The following is a 23,627-nucleotide window of genomic DNA, read 5'->3' as shown; positions in this document are numbered from 1 at the left end:
CATCCCTTCGTCGACCCGGTCGAGCTGTCGGAAGCCACCGTATGCCGCCCGGCTCGGAATGCCCTGACCGGGAGGAGGTACCCACGAGCCGTGAGGGGCGACGTGGGGCGCCGGGTCAGCCCTGCGTGCCGACGGGCGGGCCCAGGAGCAGGGCGACGCCGGTCAGCGCGAGTACCGCGACGACGCCGACACCCACGGCGACCAACGGCCGGGCGAGCAGGGCGGCGACGAGGCGTTCGGCCGGAGTGGCCGGGGTGTCGCCGCCGCGGCCGAGGCGCCAGCCGCCGTCGAGGCGTCCGCGACGCTCGAGGCGTCGCTCCCACCACACGGTGAGGAACGGCGGCACCGCGCAGAGCAGGCCGAGCAGGCCCTCTCGGGCGGTCCAGCGCTGGTTGACCCAGAGCAGGAGCGTGACGAGGCAGAACGCGATGAAGACGACGCCGTGCACGAGTCCGAAGACCCTGACCCCGAGCTCGGTCGTGTGGGTCACGTACTTGAGGACCATCCCGAGCAGGAGCAGCGCCCACGTCACCACCTCCGCGAGGGCGATCCGGCGGTAGAGGGAACGAGGGGTCATGCGGGGATCTCCTACATCGTGTCGTACTGGAGTGCCCAGTGTGCCAAACGCCAGGAAGGCTTCCGCGGGCACCCCGACGGATGAGTCCCACGTCCCCGGCCCAGGGGTATGCCGTCGCGGCCGGGCGCGACGGCATACCTCGGGCGGCGCGTCGGGGTCAGCGCCGCGCCGCCCTCTCGGACAGGACGACGCGGACGCTCGTGCCGATGATCCAGACGTCGATGAGGGTCTGCGCGGCGAAGAGGTTCGAGACCTGCGGATTGCCCGTGACCGCCAGCAGTGGTGCGGCCATAGCGAAACCGAGACCCCCGACGACTCCGAGGACGGCGAGGATCCGGGCGGGCCACGTCGCCGCCGCCCGTGCGACCGCGACGGCGAGCAGGGCGGCGGACACGCCGACGAGCGGGGTCGTGAAGGTCGAGAGCGCCAGATGGGTGTCGACCATCGGGGTCGCGCCGCCGGCCTCGAGTGCGTCGTGCTCGCCGCCGGCGAGCAGGTGCGGCACGAACTCCGGCGTCGCGACGGCCCAGGCGACGATCGTCCCGGTGAGCCACGGACGGACCCCGGCCGGGAAGGCGTCGTGGCGCCGGAGCAGGACGAGGCCGACCAGTGTCGTCAGCATGCCCGCGAGGAGCACGGCGTGTGCGGGCAGCCAGACTGGGGACCCGATGAGCGCGAGAAGGCTCTCGTGCAGCGAACCCGACGTCTCGTGCGGGTGCATCGTCCCGCCGACGGCGAGCAGGGCTCCACCGACGCCGAAGACCACGGCGGCGCGACGCGCGAGGCGGGATGGGGCGGACGTGCGCTCCGACGCGGGGGTGGTGTTGGTCTCGGCCGCGCGGCCCGCGAGTGCCTCGCCGACCGTCCCGCCCACGAGGGCGCTCATCGCGTGGCCTCGAGGGTGTTGTGGGTGACGGCGATCTGCCAGGTCTCGCCGACGTGGACGAGGACCGAGGTCGAGGTGGCGGCGTGGATGCCGGCCAGCGGACCGCTCGGGACGTCCAGGGTGTTGCGCGACGTCGCGACGATGACGTCGTCGGCGAGGTGGCGTGCGTCCACGAGCTCCATCCGGTTCGTGCTGCCGGCGTAGATGGTCGCGAAGATCCCCGCGTGTCCGCCGGCGATGGCGTCGCGTCCTCGGTGGTGCTCGCCGCGGATGTTCACGAAGGCCGCGTCCGCGGCATAGGGCGCGCCGAAGCCCTGGCCGTCGCCGGCGTTCCAGGCCGCCTCGAGGCGCCGCAGGACGGCAGCGGCCGTGTCGGCGGCTGCCCTGTCGGCGCCGGCCCTCTCGGTGGCGGCGGTGTGCGGCGCGGCTTCGGTGGCGGACGGGTCCAGCTGGGTCCTGCTCATGGTGCTCTCCTTTGAGTGAGTTGCTCATGATTGATTGAGCAGTACTCAGTCAATATAGAACCGCTCAGCCGACCTGTACAGTGGTTTCCGTGAAGAGTTCCGAGCCCTCCCCTCGCGCCTACCACTCCTCCCTTCGCGAGGAGCAGGCCGAGCAGACGAAGCAACGCATCGCCCGGGCCGCCCGGCAGCGCTTCGTCGAGTCGGGGTGGGCGGGCACGAGCGTGCGCTCGGTCGCGGCGGATGCCGGCGTCTCCGAGGCCACGGTCTATGCGGTCTACGGCACCAAGGCGGGGCTCGCGACCTCCCTCGTCGAGAGCGGTGAGCTGGATGCCGGGGTCGAGCAGGTCACCCGCGAGATCGAGGCGGCGCAGGGTGACCCGAGAGGGCAGCTCGCTGCGTTCATCCGGTTCGATCGGCGCCTCTTCGAGCGCGGTGGGGACGGCCTGCGGCTCACGGTCGAGGGTGGGCGCAACGAGCCCGCGCTCGCCGCGGCGTACGAGCAGGGCCGGGCCCGCGGCGACGCGAACCGGCGGAGGCTGTTCGCGTCGTGGCCGAGCGGGGCGCTGCGCGACGGACTCACGCTGGACCGGGCCCTGGACGTCTATGCGACGGTGTGCTCGATCCAGACCTTCGACATCGCGACGCGCGAGCGCGGCTGGTCCGTCGACGAGGTCGAGCAGTGGTGGGTCGAGGCGCTCACCGGCCTGCTGCTGGCCTGACCCGCACCGCCCTCGGGATGGCCCCGGTCAGCCGTCCCGTCGGGCGAGGGTCAGGGCGAAGTCGCCGTCGTCGTCGGTCCACGTGCGCTCGACCGTGAAGCCGGCCGCGCCCAGCTCGTCGCGCAGGCTCTCGCGGCGGAACTTCGTCGAGATCTCGACGCGGATCTCCTCACCGTGCGCCAGGTCGAACGTCAGGTCGGCACCGGGGATGCTCACCCGCTGCGGCATGTCGGCGCGCAGCCGGAGGTCCATCCGCTCCTGACGCGGGTCCCAGAACGGGACGTACGAGAAGGCCTCGATGTCGAAGTCGGCGCCGAGCTCGCGGTTGAGCACGCGCAGGCAGTTCGTGACGAACCTCGCCGTGACTCCGCGGCTGTCGTCGTAGGCGGCGATCAGCCGGTCGGTGCTCTTGACGAGGTCGGTGCCGAGCAGGAACCAGTCACCGGGCTCGAGGCTGTCGTGCAGGGCCCCGAGGAAGGCCGCCCGCTCCTCGACGTAGAAGTTGCCGATGGTCCCGCCGAGGAAGGCGACGAGCCGCCGCCCGCCTCGCGGCAGGTGCCCGAGGTGCAGCGTGAAGTCGCCGACGAGGGCCTCGACGCGCAGCGACGGGTAGCGCTCCGAGAGCATCGTCGCCGCGTCCCGCAGGGTCTGCTCGGACACGTCGACCGGGACGAAGCGCTCGAGGCTCCCGCGCGCGGCGAACGCGTCGAGCAGGGTGCGGGTCTTGTCGCTCGTGCCGCTGCCGAGCTCGACGACGGTCGTCGCGTCGCACGCGGTCACGATGTCGGCGGCGTGGTCGCGCAGGATGGCCCGCTCGCGCTCGGTCGGGTAGTACTCCGGCAGTCGCGTGATCTCGTCGAAGAGGTCGGAGCCGGCGTCGTCGTAGAGCCACTTCGGCGGCAGGGTGCGCGGCTGCGACCCGAGCCCACGGCGTACGTCGTCGACGAGCGCTTCCGACGCCCAGTCGGGGTCGAGCGCGACGGTGACGACCGGCTCGCGGGCGCTCATCGGCGCTCACCGCCGTCGGCGAGGCGGACGCCGGACAGCGCCCAGCGTGAGCCCGGCGGGAAGAAGTTGCGGTAGGTCGCCCGGGCGTGACCGGGCGGGGTCAGGGCACACCCGCCACGCAGCACCATCTGGCCCGACATGAACTTGCCGTTGTACTCGCCGATGGCGCCGGCCGGCGCGTGGTAGCCGGGGTAGGCCAGGTAGGCCGAGCTCGTCCACTCCCAGCAGTCGCCGTAGACCTGGCGCAGGTGGCCGGTGCTCGGGCCGGCCGCGCGCGGGTGGAACGTCTCGGTGTCGGCGAGGTTGGCGCCGGTGGCCGGCGGCTCGGACTGGCCGTCGGCGACGACGGCGTGCTCCCACTCGCCCTCGGTGGGGAGCCGCTTGCCCGCCCACGTGGCGTACGCGTCGGCCTCGTAGTGGCTGACGTGGCTCACCGGGAGCCCCGGGTCGACGGCCCGGGTGCCGCTCAGCGTGTGCTCGAACCACACCCCGTCGACCTCGGACCAGTAGAAGGGCGCCCGCCAGCCCTCGGCGCGCACCTTCCCCCAGCCGTCGGAGAGCCAGAGCTCGTGGCGCTCGTAGCCGCGGTCGGCCATGAACTCGAGCCACTCGCCGTTGGTGACGAGGCGGTCGGCGAGGCGGTATGGCTCGAGCCACTGCTGGTGCAGCGGCAGCTCGTTGTCGAAGCTGAACCCGCCGCCACGGTGACCCACCTCGACGAGGCCGCCCTCGACGTCGACCCAGCCCAACGGGTCGGGAGCCGACGGCGCGAGGGGGCTGCCGGCATACGTCGGCTGGAGGGGGTTGACCGACAGGACGTGCTTGATGTCCATGAGGAGCAGCTCCTGGTGCTGCTGCTCGTGGTGGAAGCCGAGCTCGATGGTGGACGTGAGCTTCTCGAGCGAACCGCCGTCGAGGGTCGTGACGAGGTCGCGCATCCGCGAGTCGACGTCGGCGCGGTAGAGCCCGACGTCGTGGGCGCCCGGGCGGGTGACGAATCCTCGCTCGGCGCGGGCATAGCGGGGCCCGACGCCTTCGTAGTAGCTGTTGAAGAGGAACCAGTAGCGGTCCTGGTAGGGCTTGAACGACGGCTCGTGGTCGGCGAGCACGAACGTCTCGAAGAACCACGTGACGTGTGCGCGGTGCCACTTCGTCGGCGACACGTCGGGCATCGTCTGGACGGTCTGGTCCTCGGGGGACAGCGGGGCGGCGAGCGTCTCGGTGTGGGCTCGCACCTCGTCGTAGCGGGCGACGAGCGTGTCGGCGTCCCAGGTCGGGTCGGGCATGGGTGACCTCCTCCGTCGGCCGCTGGTGCACCGTGCACCGCGGACCGGTGAATCGACCCTAGGCATACCCGGTGACAGTCGCTCGTCCGACCAGCGGTCCGTAAGGAGCTGTTCACCCTTTCGACGGTCCCGACCGTCCGCACGGTGCGCCGCCGCCGGCTGCTCGGTCGGCGTTCCCGGCGTCGGTCGTGGCGGTTAGGGTTTCGGGCATGGCCACCGCCCTGTACCGCCGCTATCGGCCCGAGAGCTTCGCCGACGTCATCGGCCAGGAGCACGTGACGGAGCCGCTCATGCAGGCGCTGCGCACGGGTCGGGTCAACCACGCCTACCTCTTCAGCGGCCCTCGCGGCTGCGGCAAGACGACGAGCGCGCGCATCCTCGCGCGCTGCCTCAACTGCGAGCAGGGCCCGACGCCGATCCCGTGCGGCACGTGCGACTCGTGCGTGGCGCTCGCGCGCGGCGGCTCCGGCTCGGTCGACGTCATCGAGATCGACGCCGCGAGCCACGGTGGTGTCGACGACGCCCGCGACCTGCGCGAGCGGGCGAGCTACGGCCCGGCGCAGAGCCGCTTCAAGATCTACATCATCGACGAGGCGCACATGGTGACGCCGCAGGGCTTCAACGCGCTGCTCAAGATCGTCGAGGAGCCGCCGGAGCACGTGAAGTTCGTCTTCGCGACGACCGAGCCCGAGAAGGTCATCGGCACGATCCGCTCGCGCACGCACCACTACCCCTTCCGCCTCGTCCCGCCGGCCAAGCTGTCGACGTACATGGAGCGGCTGCTCGAGTCCGAGCACGTGGCGGTGCAGCCGGGCGTGCTCAGCTTCGTCACGCGCGCCGGCGGGGGCTCCGTGCGTGACTCGCTGTCGGTGCTCGACCAGCTCATCGCGGGCTCGGGTCCCGAGGGGCTCACCTACGACGGCGCCGTGTCGCTGCTCGGCTTCACCGACGGCGAGCTGCTCGACAGCACCGTCGACGCGATGGCCGCCGGTGACGGCGCCGCGACCTTCCGCCAGATCGACCGGGTCATCGAGTCGGGCCACGACCCGCGCCGCTTCGTCGAGGACCTCCTCGAACGGCTGCGCGACCTCATCATCGTCGCGGCCATCCCCGAGGGCGTCTCGCAGGTGCTGCGCGGCGTCCCCGAGGACCAGCTCGAGCGCATGCGGGTGCAGCAGGCCGCATTCGGCCCGGGCGCGCTGTCGCGGGCGGCCGACATCGTCAACACCGGCCTGACCGAGATGACCGGTGCCACCGCGCCCCGGCTCCAGCTCGAGCTCATCTGTGCCCGCATCCTCCTCCCGGCCGCCTCCGGCGAGCAGGGGTATGCCGCCCGCCTCGACCGTCTCGAGCGGCGCCTCGACGTGGGCGGGGTCCCGACCGCCGCCCGTGCCGACGTCCCGCCCGTGGGGGCGCCGATGAGCGCGCCCCCCGCGCCGCCCTCGGCACCGGCCACGGCCCCGTCCGGCCCGTCGGCCTCCGGGACCTCGGCCGTGTCCGCGCCGCCGCGCACCGTCTCCGACTACACGCCACCGTCGGGCGGCGGGTCAGGCGCCTCGCACGCCGCCGGTGGCATGGGTGGGGGCGGTCGCAGCACCGGCGTCGACACCCCCGGCGCAGGTGCTGCCGCGACGGCTGGTCCGTCGGGTCCGGGTGATGCGGGCCGCGTCGACGCCGCGCGGGCCGAGGTCGGCTCCCCGCCGGTCATGACGCCGGACGAGTCCGTCGGCGGCCCGTCGTCCGTCGACCAGTCGCACACCGGGGGTCAGCACCTCGCCGGTGCCTCCGACGAGGCCCGGTCCGCGCCGTGGCCGTCCGCGCCCGCGTCGCAATCGGCGGGCGGAGCGTCCACCGGCACCGACGACCCTGGCGCCGGGGCCGACGGCGCTCCTGCCGGTGGCATGGACACCGATGCCATCCGCCGGGCCTGGCCCAACGTGCTCGGTCGCATCTTCACGATGCGTCGCATCACCTGGACCTTCGTGTCCCAGAACGCCCAGGTCACGGCCTTCGACGGCAAGAAGCTGACCCTCGGCATCGCGACGGCCGGCCTGACGCAGACCTTCCGCGCCGGCAACCACGCCGACATCGTCCGACAGGCCCTCATCGACGAGCTCGGCGTCGATGCCATCGTCGACGGCATCCACGTCGACGCGGTCTCGCAGCAGGCCCCCGTCGCGCCGCCGCCCGGAGTGGTCCCGCCCGGGCTCCCGGACCCGCCCAGCAAGGGTGTGCCCGGTGGTCCGGACGTCGGTCAGCCATCTGGCCGGCAGGGTGATGGCGGCGCGGGCCGCCAGTCGTGGGGTGATGCCGGCGCGGGGCATGAGTCCGCCGGCTCCCGAGACAGCGCTCCGGGCGGGGCCGGCGGATCCGGTGGATCGTCCCCGAGCGCAGGAGGCGGCGCGTCAGCCACCGGTTCTCGCGGCGCGACCGCCCTCGCCGATGCCGGGCTGAGCCCGATCTCCGGCCGCTCGCTCGAGGACAACGCCGGCTGGGGCTCGGCGACCGGGCCCGCCCCCGACTGGGCCACCGCGCCCGCCGGGGAGTCGCCGGCGCCCGGTGCCTCCGGTGCCTCCGGTGCCTCCGGTGCGTCCGCTGCGTCCGGGGCGTCGGGTGCGGCTGGTCAGCCGGTAGCGCCCGCCGCGGGGGCCACCGCCCCGGCAGCCGCGGGGTCGTCCGGCGGGGGAGACGTGCCCACCGACTCCGCCGTGCGTGGGGCGAGTGCCGTCCGGCAGTCGTTCGCGCAGGCCCGGTCGCGCGCCGGAGGCTCTCGCCCCACCGACGACGACCAGCCGCGCCAGCCGGTCACCGACGACTCGGCGGTCAGCGACGACGACGAGGACATCGAGCAGTCCGGGGACGTCGGGCGCTCCGTCATCGAGAAGGTGCTCGGCGGTCGGGTCGTCCAGGAGCTCGAGAACTGACCCAGCCCGCCCAGTCGCGCGGCTCCGCTCCCAGCGGAGCCGGCCCGCCAGCATGCGCATCCCCCATCGAGCCCACTCGCGTGGCCTCGCCGTCCCTCGCGCACCACGACGGGGCCAACTCGACCAGGCAGAGGCGCCGACCGCTGTGACAGGTGTGACTGCAGGGCCACTCGACTGGGGTTGGGGGCTCACTCGAGGGGGTCGGGCGCTCGATCGAGTGGGGCGGGGGTCAGGAGGGGCGTCGGCGGAGGCCGAGGGCTCGGGCCAGGGCTGGGAGGGCCGCAGCGAGGACCGGGTCGAGCTCACCGCGCGCGATGACCGACAGGCGCACCGGGAGGTCGACCCGTGAGGCCATGACGCGGTCGCCGGGACGTCCTGACATCCGGGCCGCGCTCGAGGGCACGATGGCGATTCCGTCGCGTCGGCGTGAGATCTCGAGCGCCACGGGAGCCGTCGCCGCGTGTCGGGGCGTGCCGCCGAGGGCCGCGATGCGCTCGGCGATGAGCGGGCCGGAGTTGTCGTAGGGGGCGTACGTGACGACCCGGTCGAGGAACGGGAGGTTGCCGCGCCGTGGCGGCTGCACCCCCGACGCGACGAAGGCGACGAGCTCGTCGGTGCCGAGACGGTGGGCGACGACATGGGGTGGCAGCTGCACCTGCTCGGCGATCCCGATGAGGGCCGCGTCCATCGATCCCTCGGCCACGAGCTCGATCATCTCGCCGCCATGGTGCACCACCGTCGAGAGCCGCACGGCGTCGCCGACGAGCTCGTCGAGCGCCGGGAAGGCATAGCCCGAGATGCCGGCGAACGTGCCCACCCGCAGGGTGCGCGCTGCCGCTGACGAACGGACGGCCGCGAAGACGCCGTGCAGGTGACCGAGGATGTGCTCGGCCTGCCGGACCATCTCGAGACCCGCCGGGGTCGCCGTCGTGCCGAGTGAGCTGCGCGCGAAGAGGACTGTCCCACAACGCCTCTCGAGCCGGGACAGGCGCTGTGAAGCGGCCGGCTGGCTGACGAGGAGCTCGCGCGCCGCCGCCCCGAGCGACTGGGTTCGGTGCAGGGTGAGCACGAGCGTCAGGTCCTCGACATCAGGCACCTGAACCAATGTGTCCATAAGGCCACCTTATGGGTAGTGCGCAGATCATGCTCTCTACCGCCGAGCTCGGCACGCGCCGAGGCTGGAATCCGTGACCGCGACCCTGACGACCGAGAACGCCGACCACCCACCGACTCGCCCCATCCGGATCCTGCTCCTGTCCAACGCCATCGAGCACCTCGCCTACCGCTTCACGCAGATCGCCCTTCCGCTCGTCGTGCTCCGCGAGTTCGACTCGGCGGCGATGGCGGGGCTCGTCGGAGGTCTCGCCGGTCTCCCGGTCATCACGTCCCCGTGGTGGGCCCGCCGCCTGCGCCAGTGTCTGAGCGACGGACGGGGACTCGCCCTCGTCTCCCTCTGGCAGGCCGGCGCGGTCCTCGTCGTCCCCATTGCTCTCGCCCTCGGCGCGCTGCACCCCGTCATGCTCGCCGTCGCCGGCCTCGCGGTGGGGGTCTCCGACGCCCTCGCCTCGCCGGGGCGGACGGCCGTGCTCGGTGACCTCGGTGACCGGGTCGGTGGCGGCGCCGCGATCCGCGTCATCACGTGGGACGACGCCCTGCGCCGAGGCGCCATGGTCGTCGGGCCGGCACTGGCCGGGCTCGGGGTGCAGCTCGGCTGGACCCACGCCCTGCTCTGGGTCGAGGGTCTCGCCCTCGTGGTGTCGGCGCTGCTCGTCCGCCGCGTCGTCGTGCCGATCGCCCCGGTCACCCCCATCGCCCCGGTCACCCCGGTCGCCACCGGCCGCTCGACTGTGCGAGCCGACGCTCCGTCGGCCGGCACGGCACCGGCTCCCGCGCCGGGCATCCTGGCCTCGGTCCGGGACCACCCCGACGTGCTGCGCGGCTGGGTCATGCGCGGGACGAGCTGCCTGCTGTGGTTCGCCTTCGCTCTCGGGCTTGCCGTCGAGGGGGAGCGGACCGGGCGGGCGGGCGCCCTCTACGCGACGGCGCTGACGGCATACGGCCTCGGCTCGCTCGTCATGACTCTCGCGATCGCGCGGCGCCCGCCATCCGCGCAGCCCCTCCGTCTCGCCACGGTCGCCTGGGTCGGACAGGGCCTCGCCTTCGCTGCGATGGCGGTGTGGACGACGCCGGTCACCGTCGGGGTGTGCGCGGCCGCGGCCGGCGCCGTGACCGTCGTGGGCATCCGCGCGATGATGCAGGTTCTGCTGACCCGGACCCACGGCCCCGCCCGGCGAGCGGCCCTCGCCGGCCAGTCGATCCTCGTCGACGTGACCGTCTCCGTCGGGATGCTGGCCGGTGGCTTCGTGATCGACCATGCGGGTCCTCGCCCGACCCTCGCCCTGACCGGGCTGGTCACGGCGGCCGTCGCGCTCGTCGCCGGTCTCACGGCCGGCGAGGCGGCCGCGCCCTCCGACCTGAGGAGTCCCCCCGCCGGTCACCTCGGCCGGGGACGCCTGCGGCAGCTGCTGACTCGGGGTTAGGAGAATGTTCATTCACCCGTGGGCGTACGCCTCCCGGGAGTAGCGTCGCAAGGTGACCTTCGAGGTTGCGGCGGACGCCTACAACCGCTTCATGGGGCGTTACTCGGGGCCGCTCGCCACACGATTTGCCGACTGGTCCGGTGTGGCCGGACCGGGTCGGGCCATCGACGTGGGCTGTGGGACCGGCGCCCTGACCCGAGTCCTCATCGACCGGCTGGGCGTCGACGGGGTCTCGGCGGTCGACCCGTCGCAACAGCTGCTCGCCGCCCTGCGCCAGTCGTTCCCGACCCTCGACGTGCAGACCGGAACGGCCGAGGCGCTGCCCTTTCCCGACGACCTCTTCGACCACGCGCTCGCCCAGCTCGTCGTCAGCTTCATGGCCGATCCGGTGCTCGGCCTGCACGAGATGGCTCGGGTCACGCGGCCGGGCGGGACCGTCTCGGCGTGCGTGTGGGACCTGGCCGGTGGGGGAGCGCCGCTCACCGTCTTCTGGCAGGCGGCCCGCGACCTCGACCCCGGCGTCGACGACGAGTCGGGGATGAGCGGGGTCCGCGAGGGCGAGCTGGCCCACCTCTGCGACCGGGCCGGTCTCAACCAGATCGAGGACACCGCGCTCACGGTCACCGTGCGGCACCCGACCTTCGAGGACTGGTGGGACCCCTACACGCTCGGCGTCGGCCCGGCGGGGGCGCACGTGCAGAGCCTCGACGAGGTCGGACGCGTCCGCCTGCGCGAGCACTGCCGCGAACTGCTGCCCGCGCCGCCCTTCTACATCATGGCCACCGCCTGGGCCGTTCGCGCCCACGCCTGACGCGTCTGCGCCCGACGTGCTCGGGCCCGCCACCCGGCATACCAAGGGGTGAACACCGGGCCGCCGCGACGCACGCCCCACACCGGACGGCCGGTGGACGGCCCTAGGCTGTGGCCCATGTTCTACAGCCTCGGGCGCAACCTCCTGTACCCGCTGTCCCATGCGCTGTACCGGCCCACCATCGAGGGCAAGGAGAACATCCCGCGCGAAGGCGGCGTGGTCGTGGCGAGCAACCACCGGTCGTTCATCGACTCCTTCGCCATCCCGCTCGCCTCGCCGCGGCAGGTGCGCTTCCTCGCCAAGGAGGAGTACTGGACGGGCACGGGTGTCGGCGGCTTCGTGCGCAAGGGCTTCTTCAGCGCCGTCGGGATGGTGCCGGTCAACCGGCATTCGCCGACCGCCGCGCAGGAGAGCCTCGACGCCGCGCTAGAGGTGCTCAAGGCGGGCGACGCGTTCGGCATCTACCCGGAGGGCACGCGCTCGCGGGACGGCCGGCTCTACCGCGGGCGTACGGGCGTGGCGTGGCTCGCGCTCACCGCGCAGGTCCCCGTCGTGCCGGTCGGGCTCATCGGGACCGAGGACATCCAGCCTGTCGGGGCGAGCTTCCCGCGGCTCGCGAAGGTCACGGTGCGCTTCGGTGAGCCGATCGGGGTCGAGGAGTACGCCGGCATGCCCGCGGGCAAGGCGCGGCGCCTGCTGACCGACCGGGTCATGGAGGCCATCGCGGAGCTGAGTGGCCAGGAGCGCGTCGACACGTACAACGAGGTGCCGGGCGGCGAGCCCGCCATCTGAGGGCGGGCGTTGCAGATGCGACCCAGTCGCATCTAGCGTGGGGCCGTGACCCTGACGTCCCCCCGCCCGAGCTCGGGCCCACGCTCGCGCTCGGGCCCGCGCTCGGGCTCGGGCTCGCGCTCGGCCGTGCGTCGGCGGCTCTCCCGGGACGAGCGACGCAGCCTCGTCGGGATGGCGGCCTTCGTGGCCCTGCTGCACGTCGTCGGCTGGGGACTGCTCGTCCTCGTCGTGGCCCCGGCGGAGTACCGCGTCGCCGGCCAGCTCTTCGGGGTCGGGCTCGGCGTCACGGCCTACACCCTCGGGATGCGCCACGCCTTCGACGCGGACCACATCGCCGCCATCGACAACACGACCCGCAAGCTGCTCGCCGACGGCCGACAGGCGATGAGCGTGGGCTTCTGGTTCAGCCTCGGGCACTCGTCGGTCGTCTTCGTCATGGTCATGCTCGTGGCCCTCGGCATCCGCGCCCTCGCCGGCGCCCTCGAGGACGACGGCTCCGCGCTGCAGCAGGCCACCGGCGTCTGGGGCACGACCGTCTCGGGCGTCTTCCTCGTCCTCATCGGTCTCATCAACCTCGCGGCACTCGTCGGCATCCTCAAGGTCTTCCGCCGGATGCGCTCGGGGCACTACGACGAGGCCGAGCTCGAGCGGCAGCTCGACAAGCGCGGCTTCCTCAACCGCATCCTCGGGCGCGTCACGCGGGCCGTGCGCAAGCCCTGGCACATGTACCCGGTCGGGCTGCTCTTCGGCCTCGGCTTCGACACGGTGACCGAGGTGGGGCTGCTCGTCATCGCCGGCGGCGCCGCCGCGGCCGCCCTGCCCTGGTATGCCGTCCTCACCCTTCCCGTGCTCTTCGCCGCGGGCATGTCCCTCCTCGACAGCCTCGACGGGTCGTTCATGAGCGTCGCCTACGGCTGGGCGTTCAACCGGCCGGTGCGCAAGATCTTCTACAACATCACCGTCACGTCGCTGTCGGTGGCCGTCGCCCTCCTCATCGGCGTCATCGAGCTCGTCGGGCTGCTCGCCGACAAGCTCGACGTCACGTCGGGACCGGTCGCGTGGGTCGGCTCGATCGACCTCGGCGACGTCGGCTTCTGGATCGTCGGGCTCTTCGTCCTCACCTGGGCCGTGGCGCTCGCCGTGTGGCGGCTCGGGCGCATCGAGGAGCGGTGGTCGGCGACGCTCGCCGACTGATCGTGGCGCGAGCCGCGCGCGGTCAGGTGCGGGCGGCCTCGAACGCGTCGCGGAAGTGCGGCAGGGCCGCCTCGACCGACTCGGCCGTCGCGGTGTCGCCCCAGCCGAGTGGCACGACCCGTTCGAGCGAGGCCGCGGCCGCTGCCTGTGCCGCGACCTCGCTCTGCTTGTAGGCGAACCACAGCGCGTCGCAGGGCACCGCGGCCTCGCGGAGGGCATCGGCGTGGGCCGGCACCTGCAGCTCGTGGGGGTCGCCGAACGTGAAGTCGAGCACTCCGGGCTCGAGCCGGCGCTCGGCGTACCCGGAGTGCATCCGGAAGGCGAACATCGTCCGGAAGGGCACGGCGCCCTGGATGCGTTCGCTGCGCCGGGACACCGTCCGGTCGTCCATCTGGTCACCCACTCCGACACCCCGCTCGACCCGTCGCCCCTGACTCTGCTTCACCACGCTAGTCCGGTGCGGCGGTGCGCAGCAGGTGATTGCGGGGCTTAGTGTTGCGGTGTGTACGAAGGCGCGGTGCAGGACCTGATCGACGAGCTCGGACGACTCCCCGGAGTCGGTCCCAAGAGCGCCCAGCGCATCGCGTTCCACCTGCTCCAGACCGACTCCGACGACGTGACGCGGCTCGTCACGGCGCTCACCGAGGTCAAGGCCCGGGTCCGCTTCTGCGAGCAGTGCGGCAACGTCGCCGAGGCCGAGCGGTGCCGCATCTGCGCCGACCCGCGCCGCGACCAGACGGCGATCTGTGTCGTCGAGGAGCCCAAGGACGTCGTCGCCATCGAGCGCACCCGTGAGTTCCGTGGCACCTACCACGTGCTCGGCGGCGCGATCAGCCCCATCGACGGCATCGGTCCCGACGACCTGCGGGTGCGCGAGCTCATGGTGCGCCTCGCCTCCGGTGAGGTGCAGGAGGTCATCATCGCGACCGACCCCAACCTCGAGGGCGAGGCCACGGCCACCTACCTCAGCCGGCTGCTGCGCGACGTCGGCCTCACCGTGACGCGTCTCGCGTCGGGCCTGCCCGTCGGCGGTGACCTCGAGTACGCCGACGAGGTGACCCTCGGGCGGGCCTTCGAGGGCCGCCGCCGCGTCGACGCCTGACCCACCGCCGAGGGCCCAGGCCCACCGAGGACGTATGCCGTCCCGCCGCCCTCCCGTCGAGTGAGCGCTCCGCAACACTCGGGTGAGCGCTTCGCAACACGGACGCGTGGTGGCTGGGGCTGGGCGCTCACTCGAGTGGGACTGGGCGCTCACTCGAGTGGGTTAGGGGCGTGCGGACGGCTCCGACGGCTCCGGGTGGCCCCGGGCGCGACTGGGCGACACGGCATACGGCATGCTGGGGGCCATGACTGACGAGCCGCTGGACGAGGGCCACACGGGCGAGATCGACGACCTGTCGGGTCTCGCCGACCTGACCGCCGCGGAGGCGAGCGCCTTCCTCACGTCCGTCACGGAGGTCGCGTCAGGCAGCTCCCCCGAGACGGCGCTGCCGCTGCTGACCCTCGCCCTGTCGCAGGTGCTCGTCGCCGGGGCACGACTCGGCGCCATCCAGGACGTCGTGCCCGAGGAGCGCTTCGAGCCGGATGCGGCCGACGACGACTCGGACCCGCTGCGCACGGGCCTCGCCAACGTCTTCGTCGGCATCGACGACTACGTCTACGTCATCGACCCGATCACCTCCTCCGACCGCGCCGACGGGTCGATCACCAACGACCTCGTCGACGTGGCGGTGTCGCTGAGCCATGGGCTCAAGCACTACGCCGCCGGTCGGAGGCTCGAGGCGCTGTGGTGGTGGCAGTTCGGCTACCTGTCCAACTGGGGCGACCGGGGGATGATGGCGCTCCGGTCACTCCACTCGATCCTCGCCCACCTGCGGCTCGACGCCGACGAGGAGGCCGTGGGCGAGGCGGAGTTCGACGCGCTGCACCCGTAGCCCGCGCAAGAACGTGCGGCGCCGGGGACGAATCGGCGCACATCTCACCATCGCGACGTCCCGGTGGACGTCCCGTGCGCGCGCCTAGACTCGGAGCCGCCGCAGACCACCGAGGAGATCCGGAGCCAGTGTGAGCATCGTCGTCCAGAAGTACGGCGGGTCGTCCGTTGCCGACGCCGAGGCCATCAAGCGGGTGGCCCGGCGCATCGTCGAGACGCAGCGGGCGGGCCACTCGGTCTGCGTCGTCGTCTCCGCGATGGGTGACACGACCGACGAGCTGATGGATCTCGCCGAGCAGGTCACGCCGGCCCCGCCGGCCCGCGAGCTCGACATGCTGCTCACGTCGGGCGAGCGGATCTCGATGGCGCTCGTCGCGATGGCCATCGCCCAGCTCGGCGCCGAGGCGCGCTCCTTCACCGGCAGCCAGGCGGGCGTCATCACCGACGACGCCCACGGCGCCGCCCGCATCATCGACGTGACGCCGGGCCGCATCCAGAGCGCGCTCGACGCCGGTCACATCGCGATCGTCGCCGGCTTCCAGGGCGTCAGCCAGACGACGAAGGACATCACGACTCTCGGCCGCGGCGGCTCCGACACGACCGCCGTCGCCCTCGCCGCGGCGCTCGGCGCCGACGTCTGCGAGATCTACACCGACGTCGACGGCGTCTTCACCGCCGACCCGCGCGTGCTGCCCAACGCCCGCAAGCTCGACGTCCTCTCGATGGAGGAGATGCTCGACCTCGCCGCCAACGGCAGCAAGATCCTGCACCTGCGCTGCGTCGAGTACGCCCGCCGCTACGGCATCCCGATCCACGTCCGCTCGTCGTGGTCGCGAAAGCCCGGCACGTGGATCAAGGACAACCCCTACGAAGGAGAAGGCGCCGTGGAGGCACCGATCATCGCCGGCATCGCCCACGACCGCAGCGAGGCCAAGATCACGATCGTCGGCGTGCCCGACCGGGTCGGCATCGCGGCCAAGATCTTCGGGGCCATCGCCGAGGCCGGCCTCAACATCGACATGATCGTGCAGAACGTGTCGGCCGCCGAGACGGCCAAGACCGACATCTCCTTCACGCTGCCCAAGGCCGACGGCCCCAAGGCGATGTCGGTGCTCCAGTCGATCAAGCACGAGGTCGAGTACGCCGACCTCCGCTTCGACGACGGCGTCGGCAAGATCGCCCTCGTCGGCGCCGGCATGAAGAGCCACCCCGGCGTCTCGGCGAAGTTCTTCGGCGCGCTCGCCGAGGCCGGCATCAACATCGAGATGATCTCGACGTCCGAGATCCGCGTCTCGGCCGTGACCCGGGCCGAGGACCTCGACGACGCCGTCCGCGCCGTGCACACCGCCTTCGGTCTCGACTCGACCGAGGACGCCATCGTCTACGGCGGCACCGGCCGCTGAGCGCGCCGACCGGCCCGATCGCGGCTAGTTTCGGGAGGCATGAGACTCCCGACGCGATCCGTCCTGCTCGCAGCCGCCACCACCGCGCTCGTCGCCTCCGCGACGACCGCGTATGCCGTGTCGCCCGGTGCCGTGGGACGTGACGCTCCCGCGAAGGCCGGGGTGACGGCATACGGCTGGACGGTCACGCCGACCGGGACCACCGAGCGCTTCCGCGGCCTCGCGCCCGTCTCACGCGACGTGGCGTGGGTGAGCGGGACGAAGGGCACCGTGCTGCGGACGACCGACGGCGGCCGCACGTGGGGCGACGTCAGCCCGCAGGGGCTCGGCACCGACGCGCTGGAGTTCCGCGACATCGAGGCCTCCGACGCGCGGCACGCCGTCCTCCTCTCGATCGGGGAGGGGGAGGACTCGCGCATCCTCGTCACCGACGACGGTGGCGCGACCTGGACCGAGAGCTTCCGCAACACCGACCCGGCCGCCTTCTACGACTGCATGGCGTTCAGCTCGCCGCGGCGCGGGCTCGCGATGAGCGACCCGGTCGACGGGAGGTTCCGGCTCGTCCAGACCTCCGACGGCGGCCGCTCGTGGACCCCCGTCGACACGGCCGGGATGCCGGCCGCCCAGGCGGGCGAGTTCGCCTTCGCGGCGTCGGGCACCTGCCTCTCGTCGGGTGTCGACGGCCGCACCTACCTCGTGAGCGGGGGCGTCGACCCGGCCCGCGTCTTCACCTCGACCGACCACGGCCGCACGTGGACCGTCGCCGACAGCCCTGTCGCCGGTGGTGCGTCGGCCGGCATCTTCTCGGTGAGCTTCCGGGACGCCCGGCGCGGCGTCATCGTCGGCGGCGACTTCGCGGCTCCGACCGGAGCGGTCGACAACGCAGCGTGGACCGCCGACGGCGGGCGCACGTGGACGAAGTCGACGACCAACCCGTCGGGCTACCGGTCCGGGTCGGCCTGGGTGCCGCGGACGGCGCGCACGGTGTTGGCCGTGGGCCCGTCGGGGTCTGACGTCTCGACCGACGGCGGCCGCACGTGGTCGACGTTCGACACCGGGAGCTTCGACTCCGTCGAGTGCACGCACGACGGTGCCTGCTGGGCGTCCGGCGAGCAGGGCCGGGTCGGCGTCCTCACCCGCTGACGGGACGCGCCGGGCCATCACCTGACTCTCGTCGCGATGGTCCGGCGCCCCGGGGCGGCGCCGAAAGGCACAGGTTCGCCTCAGTGAGCCGCGGGTATGGTCGAAGAGGAAGCACGACAACCACCTACTCGGGGCGATAGGTAATGACTGACGTGACCCCTCACGAATCACATCTGCAGAGCGACGGCTCGGTCTTCCCGCCCGTCACGCCCGACCCCCCTCCGCCGCCCGGTCAGGCGGAGATCAAGGTGCCCGACATCGTGCCGGTCGCCTCCCCGGACGGTCCCGACACCGAGGCGTCGACCCGCGAGACCACGGACGCGACGTCCGAGGTCGGGGGCGTGCGCCCCGACCCCGCTGACTGAGCACCACCCGTCCGCCCACCACGCCGAGCCGCGCAGCACCGCGGCGCGGTGCGGTGGGGGTGCGGTTGGGCCTCGACCCGGTGCGGGTATCTCCTCGGTGTGAGACTGCGCCGGAGCACCATGGACAAGCCCGGGATCCGTCGCGTGCGACGGGGCAAGGGCTTCAGCTACGTCGACGCCGACGGCAGGGCCGTCGATGCCGAGACGCGTGAACGGGTCACCGCACTCGTCATCCCGCCGGCCTGGCAGGACGTCTGGATCAGCCCGCACCCGAACGGCCACATCCAGGCCGTCGGCACCGACGACGCGGGGCGGCGTCAGTACCTCTACCACGACGCCTGGCACGAGGCGCGCGGCCGCGAGAAGCACGACCGCGTCATCGTGCTGGCCCGCAAGCTGCCGGCCGCCCGCAAGCAGATCGCGGCCGACCTGCGCACCAACGGCCTGACGCGGAAGCGCGTCACCGCCGCCGGCCTGCGGATGCTCGACGCCGGGCTCTTCCGCAGCGGCGGGGAGGAGTACGAGGCCGAGCACGGCTCGCACGGCGTCGCGACGCTGCTCCGCTCCCACGTCACGGTGAGCGGTGAGGACGTCACCTTCGAGTTCCCGGCCAAGTCGGGCGTCACCCGCGAGGCCGTCATGACCGACCAGCTGTTGGCGCGGATCGTGTTGTCCCTCAAGCGAAGTGGCTATCCGGGTGAGCGCCTGCTGGCCTACCGCGACACGGACGGCTGGCACGAGCTGCGCTCGAGCGACCTCAACGTCGCCTTCAAGGAGCTCGTCGGCGAGGAGTACACCGTCAAGGACCTGCGCACCTGGGCGGCCACCGTGACGGCCGCCGTCGCGCTCGCGCGGACCGGCCCCGTCGACTCCGAGCGCGAGCTCAAGCGCGCCGAGAAGGACGCGATGAAGGTCGTCTCCGAGCACCTCGGCAACACGCCCGCGGTCGCCCGCAGCTCGTACGTCGACCCCCGCGTCCTCGACGAGTACGCCGTCGGCCGCACCATCGCACGCAGCCTGTCGCGCCTGACCAAGGCCGACCGCACCCGACTCGAGCTGGGCGAGCTCGTGCGGGTGCGCGACCGCGACGCGCTCGAGCGGGCCGTCATGCGGCTCGTCAAGGGCGCTGCCTGAGGCTCGTCTGCGGCACGCCTGAAAGCACGTATGCCGCCGGGTTCCCTTCAACGCGAAGGGGGCCCGACGGCATACGGCCTTGTCTCAGGCGGTCAGAGGTCGACGACCTCGTTGTCACCCTCGATGCGCTCGCCGGTGACCTTCGCCTTGACGAAGTTGGCGATCTGCGTGACCTTGGCGCCGGGGGAGTCCCAGTACTCGGCCGAGTCGGCGCTCACCTTGATGATGATGTTGTTCGGGTTCTCCGGGCCGCCCTCGAGCCAGGCTCCCGTGAAGGAGTTCCACAGCTCGGCGAGCTTGGCGCTGTCGTCGACGATGGTCGCCGTGCCGGACAGCGACACCCACGAGCTCTTCGAGCTGTAGGCGACGTTGACCCGCGCCGGCGACTGCGCGGCGATGTCGCGCGCCTTGTGGCTGTCGCGCTCGGCGACGAAGAGCACGTCGCCGTCGAACTCGACCTCCTGCGTCGCCATCGGGTGGCTCACGAGGATGCCGTTCGAGTCCGCGTGCGTCAGCATCGCGATCCGGATGTCCTTGATCAGGTCGGCGACCTTCTGGGTGCCGTCGTCGTGCTCGCTCATCGCGTTCTCCTCGTCGTCGGGTCGTGACGCTGTCCTTCGCGACGTACCCGATGCCTTCGAGCGCTACTCGTTCCTGGCGAGGGTTGGCCGGCCGGTGGCCACGGCTCAGGCGGTGGAGGGCTCGGTCTGTGCGACGTCGGTGGACTCGGTGTCCGACGAGCCGCCGTGGGCGACGTCCTCAGCCCGCGTGTGGGGCATGAGCAGCCCGGCGGCGACGGTGACGAGCGCGACCACGAGGACGGCGAGGAAGACGGCCGTCGAGCCGGCCTGCACCGCCTCGCTCGACGCCTCGCCACCATGGGACGCGATGACGGCGTTCGCGATGGCGCCGAAGATCGCGACGCCGACGGCGCTGCCGACCGAGCGCATGAACATGTTGGTGCCCGTGACGACGGCACGCTCGTTCCACGGCACCGAGGCCTGCGCCGCGATGAGCGTCGGCGTGGCGACGAGGCCGAGGCCGAAGCCGACGACGAGGCACGATGCGGCTGTGGCGAAGACGTTCGGGGTGGCCGAGGTGAGCCACAGCGCGAGGGCGCCCACGGTCGCGACGACGAGGCCGATGAGCGCCGTCGGGCGGAAGCCGATGCGCATGTAGAGCCGACCCGACTGCGAGGCCGAGATGGGCCAGCCGATCGTGAGGGCGGCGACCGCGAGCCCCGCCACGATGGGGGTGGCGCCGGTCGAGCGCTCGAGGAAGGTCGGCACGTAGGAGGTGAGCCCGACGAGCACCGCACCGACGCCGATGCCGATGAGGCACGTCGCGACGATGAGCCGCCGGGTCAGCACCTCGAGCGGCAGGATCGGCTCGGCCGCCCGGCGCTCGATGAGACCGAAGGCGAGGAGGAGCACGCCGCCGACGGCGAAGGAGCCGATGCTCTGCCACGAGCTCCACGCCCAGGCCTGGCCGCCCTCGAGGACGGCGAGGATGAGCAGGGTCAGGGCGACCGTGAGGACGGTGGCCCCGGCGTAGTCGATGCGGTGCCGGCGACGCTCGACGGACTCGTCGTACTTGCGCCAGATCATGCCGGCGGCGAGCAGGCAGAACGGGATGTTGACGAAGAAGATCCAGCGCCACGAGGCGAACTGGGAGAAGACGCCACCGAGCGTCGGGCCGACGACGGACGACACGGCCCAGACGCTCGCGATGTAGCCCTGCGTCTTGGCCCGCTCGGCCACGGTGTAGATGTCTGCGGCGATCGTCGTCGTCATCGGCAGGACTGCACCGGCGCCGAGCCCCTGCAGTGCTCGCATGACGATGAGCGAGCCCATGTCCCAGGCGAACCCGCACAGGATGCTGCCGATCAGGAAGAGCCCGATGCCGACGAGGATGACCGGCTTGCGCCCGACCGTGTCGGCGAGCTTGGCGTAGACGGGGACCGACACCGCCTGCGCGAGGAGGTAGACCGAGAAGAGCCACGGGAACTGGGTGAGGCCGCCGAGGTCCGCGACGATGGAGGGGACCGCCGTGGCGAGGATCGTGGAGTCGAGCGCGATGAGCGACGTCGACAGCATGAGGGCGATGAGGATGGGCCCGCGTTCCGAGCGAAATCCGAGGGTGGACGAGGTCGACACGATGCTCCTGCCGGTTGGGGCGACAAAGAGGGACAACGCACGCGCCCGCCGTTCATTCCCGCAGGTCCGACATCCGGGCCCTTCGTCCCTCCCGCCGGAGCCCACCACGGGCCACACTGGTCACGCGGAGCAACGGGCGTATGCCGTCCGGCGCGCCGGGCGCCACACGGTGCCGTGGCGCGTCACCGGGCCACACGGCATACGTCCGCGGTCGTGCTCCGGAAGGAGCACCATGGTGCGGACCCTCGGTGTCGAGGAGGAGATGCTGCTCGTCGACGTCCACGACGGACGGCCACGGTCGGTGTCGGGCCAGCTGCTCGTACGGGCCGCGCGGCGGCATCCCGAGGAGTCGGGCGCCGGCGTGCGGGGGGCCGTCGAGGGGGAGTTCCAGCAGCAGCAGATCGAGACGCACACGCCGCCCACCGCCGATCTCGACGCGCTGCGCCACGAGGTGCGGCACTGGCGCACGGAGGCCGTCGCGGCAGCCCGGGGGACCGGGTCGAGCGTGGCTGCGCTCGCCACCTCGCCGCTGCCCGTCCGCCCGGTCGCCGTGACGTCGCCGAGGTACGCGTGGTTGCAGGAGCGCTACCAGCTGACCGCCCGCGAGCACCTCATCTGCGGCTGCCACGTGCACGTGTCCGTCGAGGGCGACGAGGAGGGAGTCGGCGTCCTCGACCGGATCCGGGTCTGGCTCCCGGCGCTGCTCGCGCTCAGCGCGAACTCGCCCTACTGGAACGGGGAGGACTCGGGCTTCGCGAGCTACCGGAGCCAGGAGCTCGCCCGGTGGCCGTCGTGGGGTCCGACGGGGCCCTTCGGGTCGGCGGAGGCGTACCGCCGGCTCGTCCGCGACATGGTCCTGTCGTCCGTGGTCCTCGACGAGGGGATGGTCTACTTCGTCGCCCGCCTGGCCCAGCACTACCCGACCGTCGAGGTCCGGGCCGCCGACGTCTGCTTCACGGTCGACGAGGCCGTCGTCGTCGCCGCCCTGTGCCGGGGGCTCGTCGAGACGGCCGCGCAGGATTGGGCTCTCGGCCGTCCGGTGCCCGACGTGGCGACGACGATGCTCCGGCTCGCGACCTGGCAGGCCGGGCGCGAGGGTCTCGAGGGTCGGCTCCTCGACTGGCGCACCGGTCTGCCCGTGCCGTGCTGGACGGTCCTCGAGTCGCTGCTCGACCACGTCGGACCCGCACTCCAGGCGGCGGGCGACCTCGCGGTCGTGCAGGAGGGGCTCGCGCGGGTGCGGGAGGAGGGCAACGGGGCCGTCCGGCAGCGCGCGATGCTGGCGCACACGGGTCGGCTCGTCGACGTCGTCGCCGAGGCGGTCCGCGAGACGGCACTGGCGGACGAGCCGTAGCGCTCCCGCCGGGCGTCAGCCGGGCGTCCAAGCGGGCATCGGTAGGGCGTCGGTCGGGCGTCAGTCGGGCGTCAGTCGGGCGTCGGGAAGCGCTCGTCGTCGTTCGGTCCCGCGAAGACCCGACGTTCGATCGCCAGGTGGCCGACGAGGTAGGAGACGCCGGACAGGGCCCCGACGACGGCGATGACCGCGGTGCTCGCACCGGCGATGTCGGCGATGAGGGCGCCCAGGGTGCCGGCCACGATCCCGTTGACGACCATGAGGAAGAACGCGGTGCTGCCCACGACGTGCAGGACGAGGTGGCGGCGGTGGCCCAGCGAGTACGTCTGCAGGAGTCCGCGGGTGTCGTCGTGGATCGAGGCCGTCAGGTAGGGCGCGAGCTCGGGCGCCAGCTCGACGTAGGCGTGCCGGAGCCGGTTCATCGCCCGGATGAGGTCGGCGTCCTCCCGGCTCGCGAGGTTGACCCGGATCGCCGTGAGCGAGCCCATGACGAGGGCGGCCGACGCGAAGCCGACGGCCATGACCCGGAACGGCGTGCCGAAGCCGGTGGCCTGCGCGGTCAGGGCCAGGACGACGAGGAACGCCGACACGACGGTGAGGTAGATCGTGATCCGGCTCATGATCTCCGACCACGTCATGGAGCGGGTGCCGAGCAGGCTCCAGTGCTCCGTCGACAGGTAGACGGGGAGGCCGGGTGTCGTCGAGTCGCGCAGGCGGGGCGGGTCGGTGGCTCCCTCGGTGGCTCCCTCGGTGGCTCCCTCGGTGGCTCCCTCGGGGTCGACGGACCGGCCTGCCGAAGGGGGCACGTCGCTCATCGCGGTCTCCGTCCCATGCTCGGGGGCCGGCCGCCCGGCCGGCACCTCCGCACCAGTGTCGCGCCGCGCCGGGCTCGACACCCGGGGTTTTCGGTCGGCCGGGTCGGCACGCCACCCGGACGG

23 protein-coding genes are annotated in these 23,627 nt (G+C 72.6%); 13 read left to right on the top strand and 10 right to left on the bottom strand.

Annotated elements, in window-relative coordinates; translation table 11 throughout:
* Positions 1-115: 115 nt before the first annotated feature.
* The 3 genes from ASH01_RS08315 to ASH01_RS08305 all read right to left on the bottom strand — a co-directional run bounded on the left by ASH01_RS08315 (position 116) and on the right by ASH01_RS08305 (position 1,927).
* Positions 116-577: a DUF3817 domain-containing protein gene (locus tag ASH01_RS08315; RefSeq protein WP_056774125.1), complete on the bottom strand. Its 462-nt coding sequence runs from the start codon at positions 575-577 to the stop codon at positions 116-118.
* Between the two features lie 157 nt (positions 578-734).
* Complete coding sequence (locus ASH01_RS08310) at positions 735-1,463, bottom strand: hypothetical protein (protein ID WP_056774122.1); 729 nt, start codon at positions 1,461-1,463, stop codon at positions 735-737.
* Positions 1,460-1,927, bottom strand: a complete 468-nt coding sequence (locus ASH01_RS08305) for an SgcJ/EcaC family oxidoreductase (protein WP_056774118.1) — start codon at positions 1,925-1,927, stop codon at positions 1,460-1,462. The genes ASH01_RS08310 and ASH01_RS08305 overlap by 4 nt, the downstream gene beginning before the upstream one ends.
* An 89-nt stretch (positions 1,928-2,016) precedes the next feature.
* Between ASH01_RS08305 and ASH01_RS08300 the strand changes: the two genes are divergently transcribed.
* Complete coding sequence (locus ASH01_RS08300; protein WP_056774117.1) at positions 2,017-2,646, top strand: TetR/AcrR family transcriptional regulator; 630 nt, start codon at positions 2,017-2,019, stop codon at positions 2,644-2,646.
* Positions 2,647-2,673: 27 nt separating this feature from the next.
* Here ASH01_RS08300 and egtD read toward each other — a convergent pair whose 3' ends face one another.
* Both egtD and egtB read right to left on the bottom strand, forming a co-directional pair.
* Positions 2,674-3,654: an L-histidine N(alpha)-methyltransferase gene (gene egtD / locus ASH01_RS08295; RefSeq protein ID WP_056774114.1), complete on the bottom strand. Its 981-nt coding sequence runs from the start codon at positions 3,652-3,654 to the stop codon at positions 2,674-2,676.
* Positions 3,651-4,940, bottom strand: coding sequence for an ergothioneine biosynthesis protein EgtB (gene egtB / locus ASH01_RS08290; protein WP_056774111.1), 1,290 nt, complete (start codon positions 4,938-4,940; stop codon positions 3,651-3,653). The genes egtD and egtB overlap by 4 nt, the downstream gene beginning before the upstream one ends.
* A 209-nt stretch (positions 4,941-5,149) precedes the next feature.
* Between egtB and ASH01_RS08285 the strand changes: the two genes are divergently transcribed.
* Positions 5,150-7,864 carry a DNA polymerase III subunit gamma and tau gene (locus ASH01_RS08285; protein ID WP_056774107.1) on the top strand — a complete coding sequence of 905 codons (2,715 nt, stop codon included), beginning with the start codon at positions 5,150-5,152 and terminating at the stop codon, positions 7,862-7,864.
* Positions 7,865-8,093: 229 nt separating this feature from the next.
* Here ASH01_RS08285 and ASH01_RS08280 read toward each other — a convergent pair whose 3' ends face one another.
* Complete coding sequence (locus ASH01_RS08280) at positions 8,094-8,960, bottom strand: LysR family transcriptional regulator (protein WP_056774104.1); 867 nt, start codon at positions 8,958-8,960, stop codon at positions 8,094-8,096.
* 91 nt (positions 8,961-9,051) lie between these two features.
* Here ASH01_RS08280 and ASH01_RS08275 point away from each other — a divergent pair, with 91 nt between their 5' ends.
* The 4 genes from ASH01_RS08275 to ASH01_RS08260 all read left to right on the top strand — a co-directional run bounded on the left by ASH01_RS08275 (position 9,052) and on the right by ASH01_RS08260 (position 13,201).
* Positions 9,052-10,404 (top strand): hypothetical protein, encoded by a 1,353-nt coding sequence (locus ASH01_RS08275; RefSeq protein ID WP_056774100.1) that lies wholly within the window; start codon positions 9,052-9,054, stop codon positions 10,402-10,404.
* Positions 10,405-10,456: 52 nt separating this feature from the next.
* A complete protein-coding gene (locus ASH01_RS08270) occupies positions 10,457-11,215 on the top strand; it encodes a class I SAM-dependent methyltransferase (RefSeq protein WP_056774098.1) in 759 nt (252 codons plus the stop codon).
* Positions 11,216-11,332: 117 nt separating this feature from the next.
* A complete protein-coding gene (locus ASH01_RS08265; protein ID WP_056774096.1) occupies positions 11,333-12,007 on the top strand; it encodes a lysophospholipid acyltransferase family protein in 675 nt (224 codons plus the stop codon).
* Between the two features lie 45 nt (positions 12,008-12,052).
* The gene (locus tag ASH01_RS08260; RefSeq protein ID WP_235509575.1) at positions 12,053-13,201 is read left to right on the top strand and encodes a HoxN/HupN/NixA family nickel/cobalt transporter; all 1,149 of its coding nucleotides are present in this window, start codon (positions 12,053-12,055) and stop codon (positions 13,199-13,201) included.
* Positions 13,202-13,223: 22 nt separating this feature from the next.
* Here ASH01_RS08260 and ASH01_RS08255 read toward each other — a convergent pair whose 3' ends face one another.
* Positions 13,224-13,592, bottom strand: a complete 369-nt coding sequence (locus tag ASH01_RS08255; protein ID WP_235509574.1) for a hypothetical protein — start codon at positions 13,590-13,592, stop codon at positions 13,224-13,226.
* Positions 13,593-13,703: 111 nt separating this feature from the next.
* Between ASH01_RS08255 and recR the strand changes: the two genes are divergently transcribed.
* From recR to ASH01_RS08225, 6 genes are all read left to right on the top strand, one after another.
* A complete protein-coding gene (gene recR, locus ASH01_RS08250) occupies positions 13,704-14,303 on the top strand; it encodes a recombination mediator RecR (RefSeq protein WP_020145767.1) in 600 nt (199 codons plus the stop codon).
* A 244-nt stretch (positions 14,304-14,547) separates the two neighbouring features.
* Positions 14,548-15,135 carry a DUF5063 domain-containing protein gene (locus ASH01_RS08245; protein WP_056775244.1) on the top strand — a complete coding sequence of 196 codons (588 nt, stop codon included), beginning with the start codon at positions 14,548-14,550 and terminating at the stop codon, positions 15,133-15,135.
* A gap of 130 nt (positions 15,136-15,265) precedes the next feature.
* Positions 15,266-16,537, top strand: coding sequence for an aspartate kinase (locus ASH01_RS08240; RefSeq protein WP_056774091.1), 1,272 nt, complete (start codon positions 15,266-15,268; stop codon positions 16,535-16,537).
* Between the two features lie 39 nt (positions 16,538-16,576).
* The gene (locus tag ASH01_RS08235; protein WP_056774088.1) at positions 16,577-17,680 is read left to right on the top strand and encodes a WD40/YVTN/BNR-like repeat-containing protein; all 1,104 of its coding nucleotides are present in this window, start codon (positions 16,577-16,579) and stop codon (positions 17,678-17,680) included.
* 152 nt (positions 17,681-17,832) lie between these two features.
* Complete coding sequence (locus tag ASH01_RS08230; RefSeq protein ID WP_156415499.1) at positions 17,833-18,045, top strand: hypothetical protein; 213 nt, start codon at positions 17,833-17,835, stop codon at positions 18,043-18,045.
* Between the two features lie 120 nt (positions 18,046-18,165).
* Positions 18,166-19,179 carry a DNA topoisomerase IB gene (locus ASH01_RS08225; protein WP_056774081.1) on the top strand — a complete coding sequence of 338 codons (1,014 nt, stop codon included), beginning with the start codon at positions 18,166-18,168 and terminating at the stop codon, positions 19,177-19,179.
* 92 nt (positions 19,180-19,271) lie between these two features.
* Here ASH01_RS08225 and ASH01_RS08220 read toward each other — a convergent pair whose 3' ends face one another.
* Complete coding sequence (locus ASH01_RS08220; protein ID WP_056774077.1) at positions 19,272-19,760, bottom strand: pyridoxamine 5'-phosphate oxidase family protein; 489 nt, start codon at positions 19,758-19,760, stop codon at positions 19,272-19,274.
* Between the two features lie 105 nt (positions 19,761-19,865).
* Positions 19,866-21,275 (bottom strand): MDR family MFS transporter, encoded by a 1,410-nt coding sequence (locus ASH01_RS08215; RefSeq protein ID WP_443081115.1) that lies wholly within the window; start codon positions 21,273-21,275, stop codon positions 19,866-19,868.
* Between the two features lie 292 nt (positions 21,276-21,567).
* Between ASH01_RS08215 and ASH01_RS08210 the strand changes: the two genes are divergently transcribed.
* The gene (locus tag ASH01_RS08210) at positions 21,568-22,689 is read left to right on the top strand and encodes a carboxylate-amine ligase (protein ID WP_200961780.1); all 1,122 of its coding nucleotides are present in this window, start codon (positions 21,568-21,570) and stop codon (positions 22,687-22,689) included.
* Positions 22,690-22,760: 71 nt separating this feature from the next.
* Here ASH01_RS08210 and ASH01_RS08205 read toward each other — a convergent pair whose 3' ends face one another.
* Complete coding sequence (locus ASH01_RS08205) at positions 22,761-23,504, bottom strand: hypothetical protein (RefSeq protein WP_056774070.1); 744 nt, start codon at positions 23,502-23,504, stop codon at positions 22,761-22,763.
* Between the last annotated feature and the right edge of the window lie 123 nt (positions 23,505-23,627).

It is taken from the genome of Terrabacter sp. Soil811 (assembly GCF_001429655.1).
Taxonomy (GTDB): Bacteria; Actinomycetota; Actinomycetes; order Actinomycetales; family Dermatophilaceae; genus Terrabacter.
This window is presented reverse-complemented; position numbering and strand designations above follow the sequence as displayed.

Coding starts and splice junctions, on each gene's coding strand:
- ASH01_RS08315 (WP_056774125.1), bottom strand. CDS start 577: ATGACCCCTCGTTCCCTCTACCGCCGGATCGCCCTCGCGGAGGTGGTG.
- ASH01_RS08310 (WP_056774122.1), bottom strand. CDS start 1,463: ATGAGCGCCCTCGTGGGCGGGACGGTCGGCGAGGCACTCGCGGGCCGC.
- ASH01_RS08305 (WP_056774118.1), bottom strand. CDS start 1,927: ATGAGCAGGACCCAGCTGGACCCGTCCGCCACCGAAGCCGCGCCGCAC.
- egtD (WP_056774114.1), bottom strand. CDS start 3,654: ATGAGCGCCCGCGAGCCGGTCGTCACCGTCGCGCTCGACCCCGACTGG.
- egtB (WP_056774111.1), bottom strand. CDS start 4,940: ATGCCCGACCCGACCTGGGACGCCGACACGCTCGTCGCCCGCTACGAC.
- ASH01_RS08285 (WP_056774107.1), top strand. CDS start 5,150: ATGGCCACCGCCCTGTACCGCCGCTATCGGCCCGAGAGCTTCGCCGAC.
- ASH01_RS08265 (WP_056774096.1), top strand. CDS start 11,333: ATGTTCTACAGCCTCGGGCGCAACCTCCTGTACCCGCTGTCCCATGCG.
- ASH01_RS08255 (WP_235509574.1), bottom strand. CDS start 13,592: ATGGACGACCGGACGGTGTCCCGGCGCAGCGAACGCATCCAGGGCGCC.
- ASH01_RS08245 (WP_056775244.1), top strand. CDS start 14,548: ATGACTGACGAGCCGCTGGACGAGGGCCACACGGGCGAGATCGACGAC.
- ASH01_RS08235 (WP_056774088.1), top strand. CDS start 16,577: ATGAGACTCCCGACGCGATCCGTCCTGCTCGCAGCCGCCACCACCGCG.
- ASH01_RS08225 (WP_056774081.1), top strand. CDS start 18,166: ATGGACAAGCCCGGGATCCGTCGCGTGCGACGGGGCAAGGGCTTCAGC.
- ASH01_RS08220 (WP_056774077.1), bottom strand. CDS start 19,760: ATGAGCGAGCACGACGACGGCACCCAGAAGGTCGCCGACCTGATCAAG.
- ASH01_RS08215 (WP_443081115.1), bottom strand. CDS start 21,275: ATGCTGTCGACGTCGCTCATCGCGCTCGACTCCACGATCCTCGCCACG.
- ASH01_RS08210 (WP_200961780.1), top strand. CDS start 21,568: ATGGTGCGGACCCTCGGTGTCGAGGAGGAGATGCTGCTCGTCGACGTC.
- ASH01_RS08205 (WP_056774070.1), bottom strand. CDS start 23,504: ATGAGCGACGTGCCCCCTTCGGCAGGCCGGTCCGTCGACCCCGAGGGA.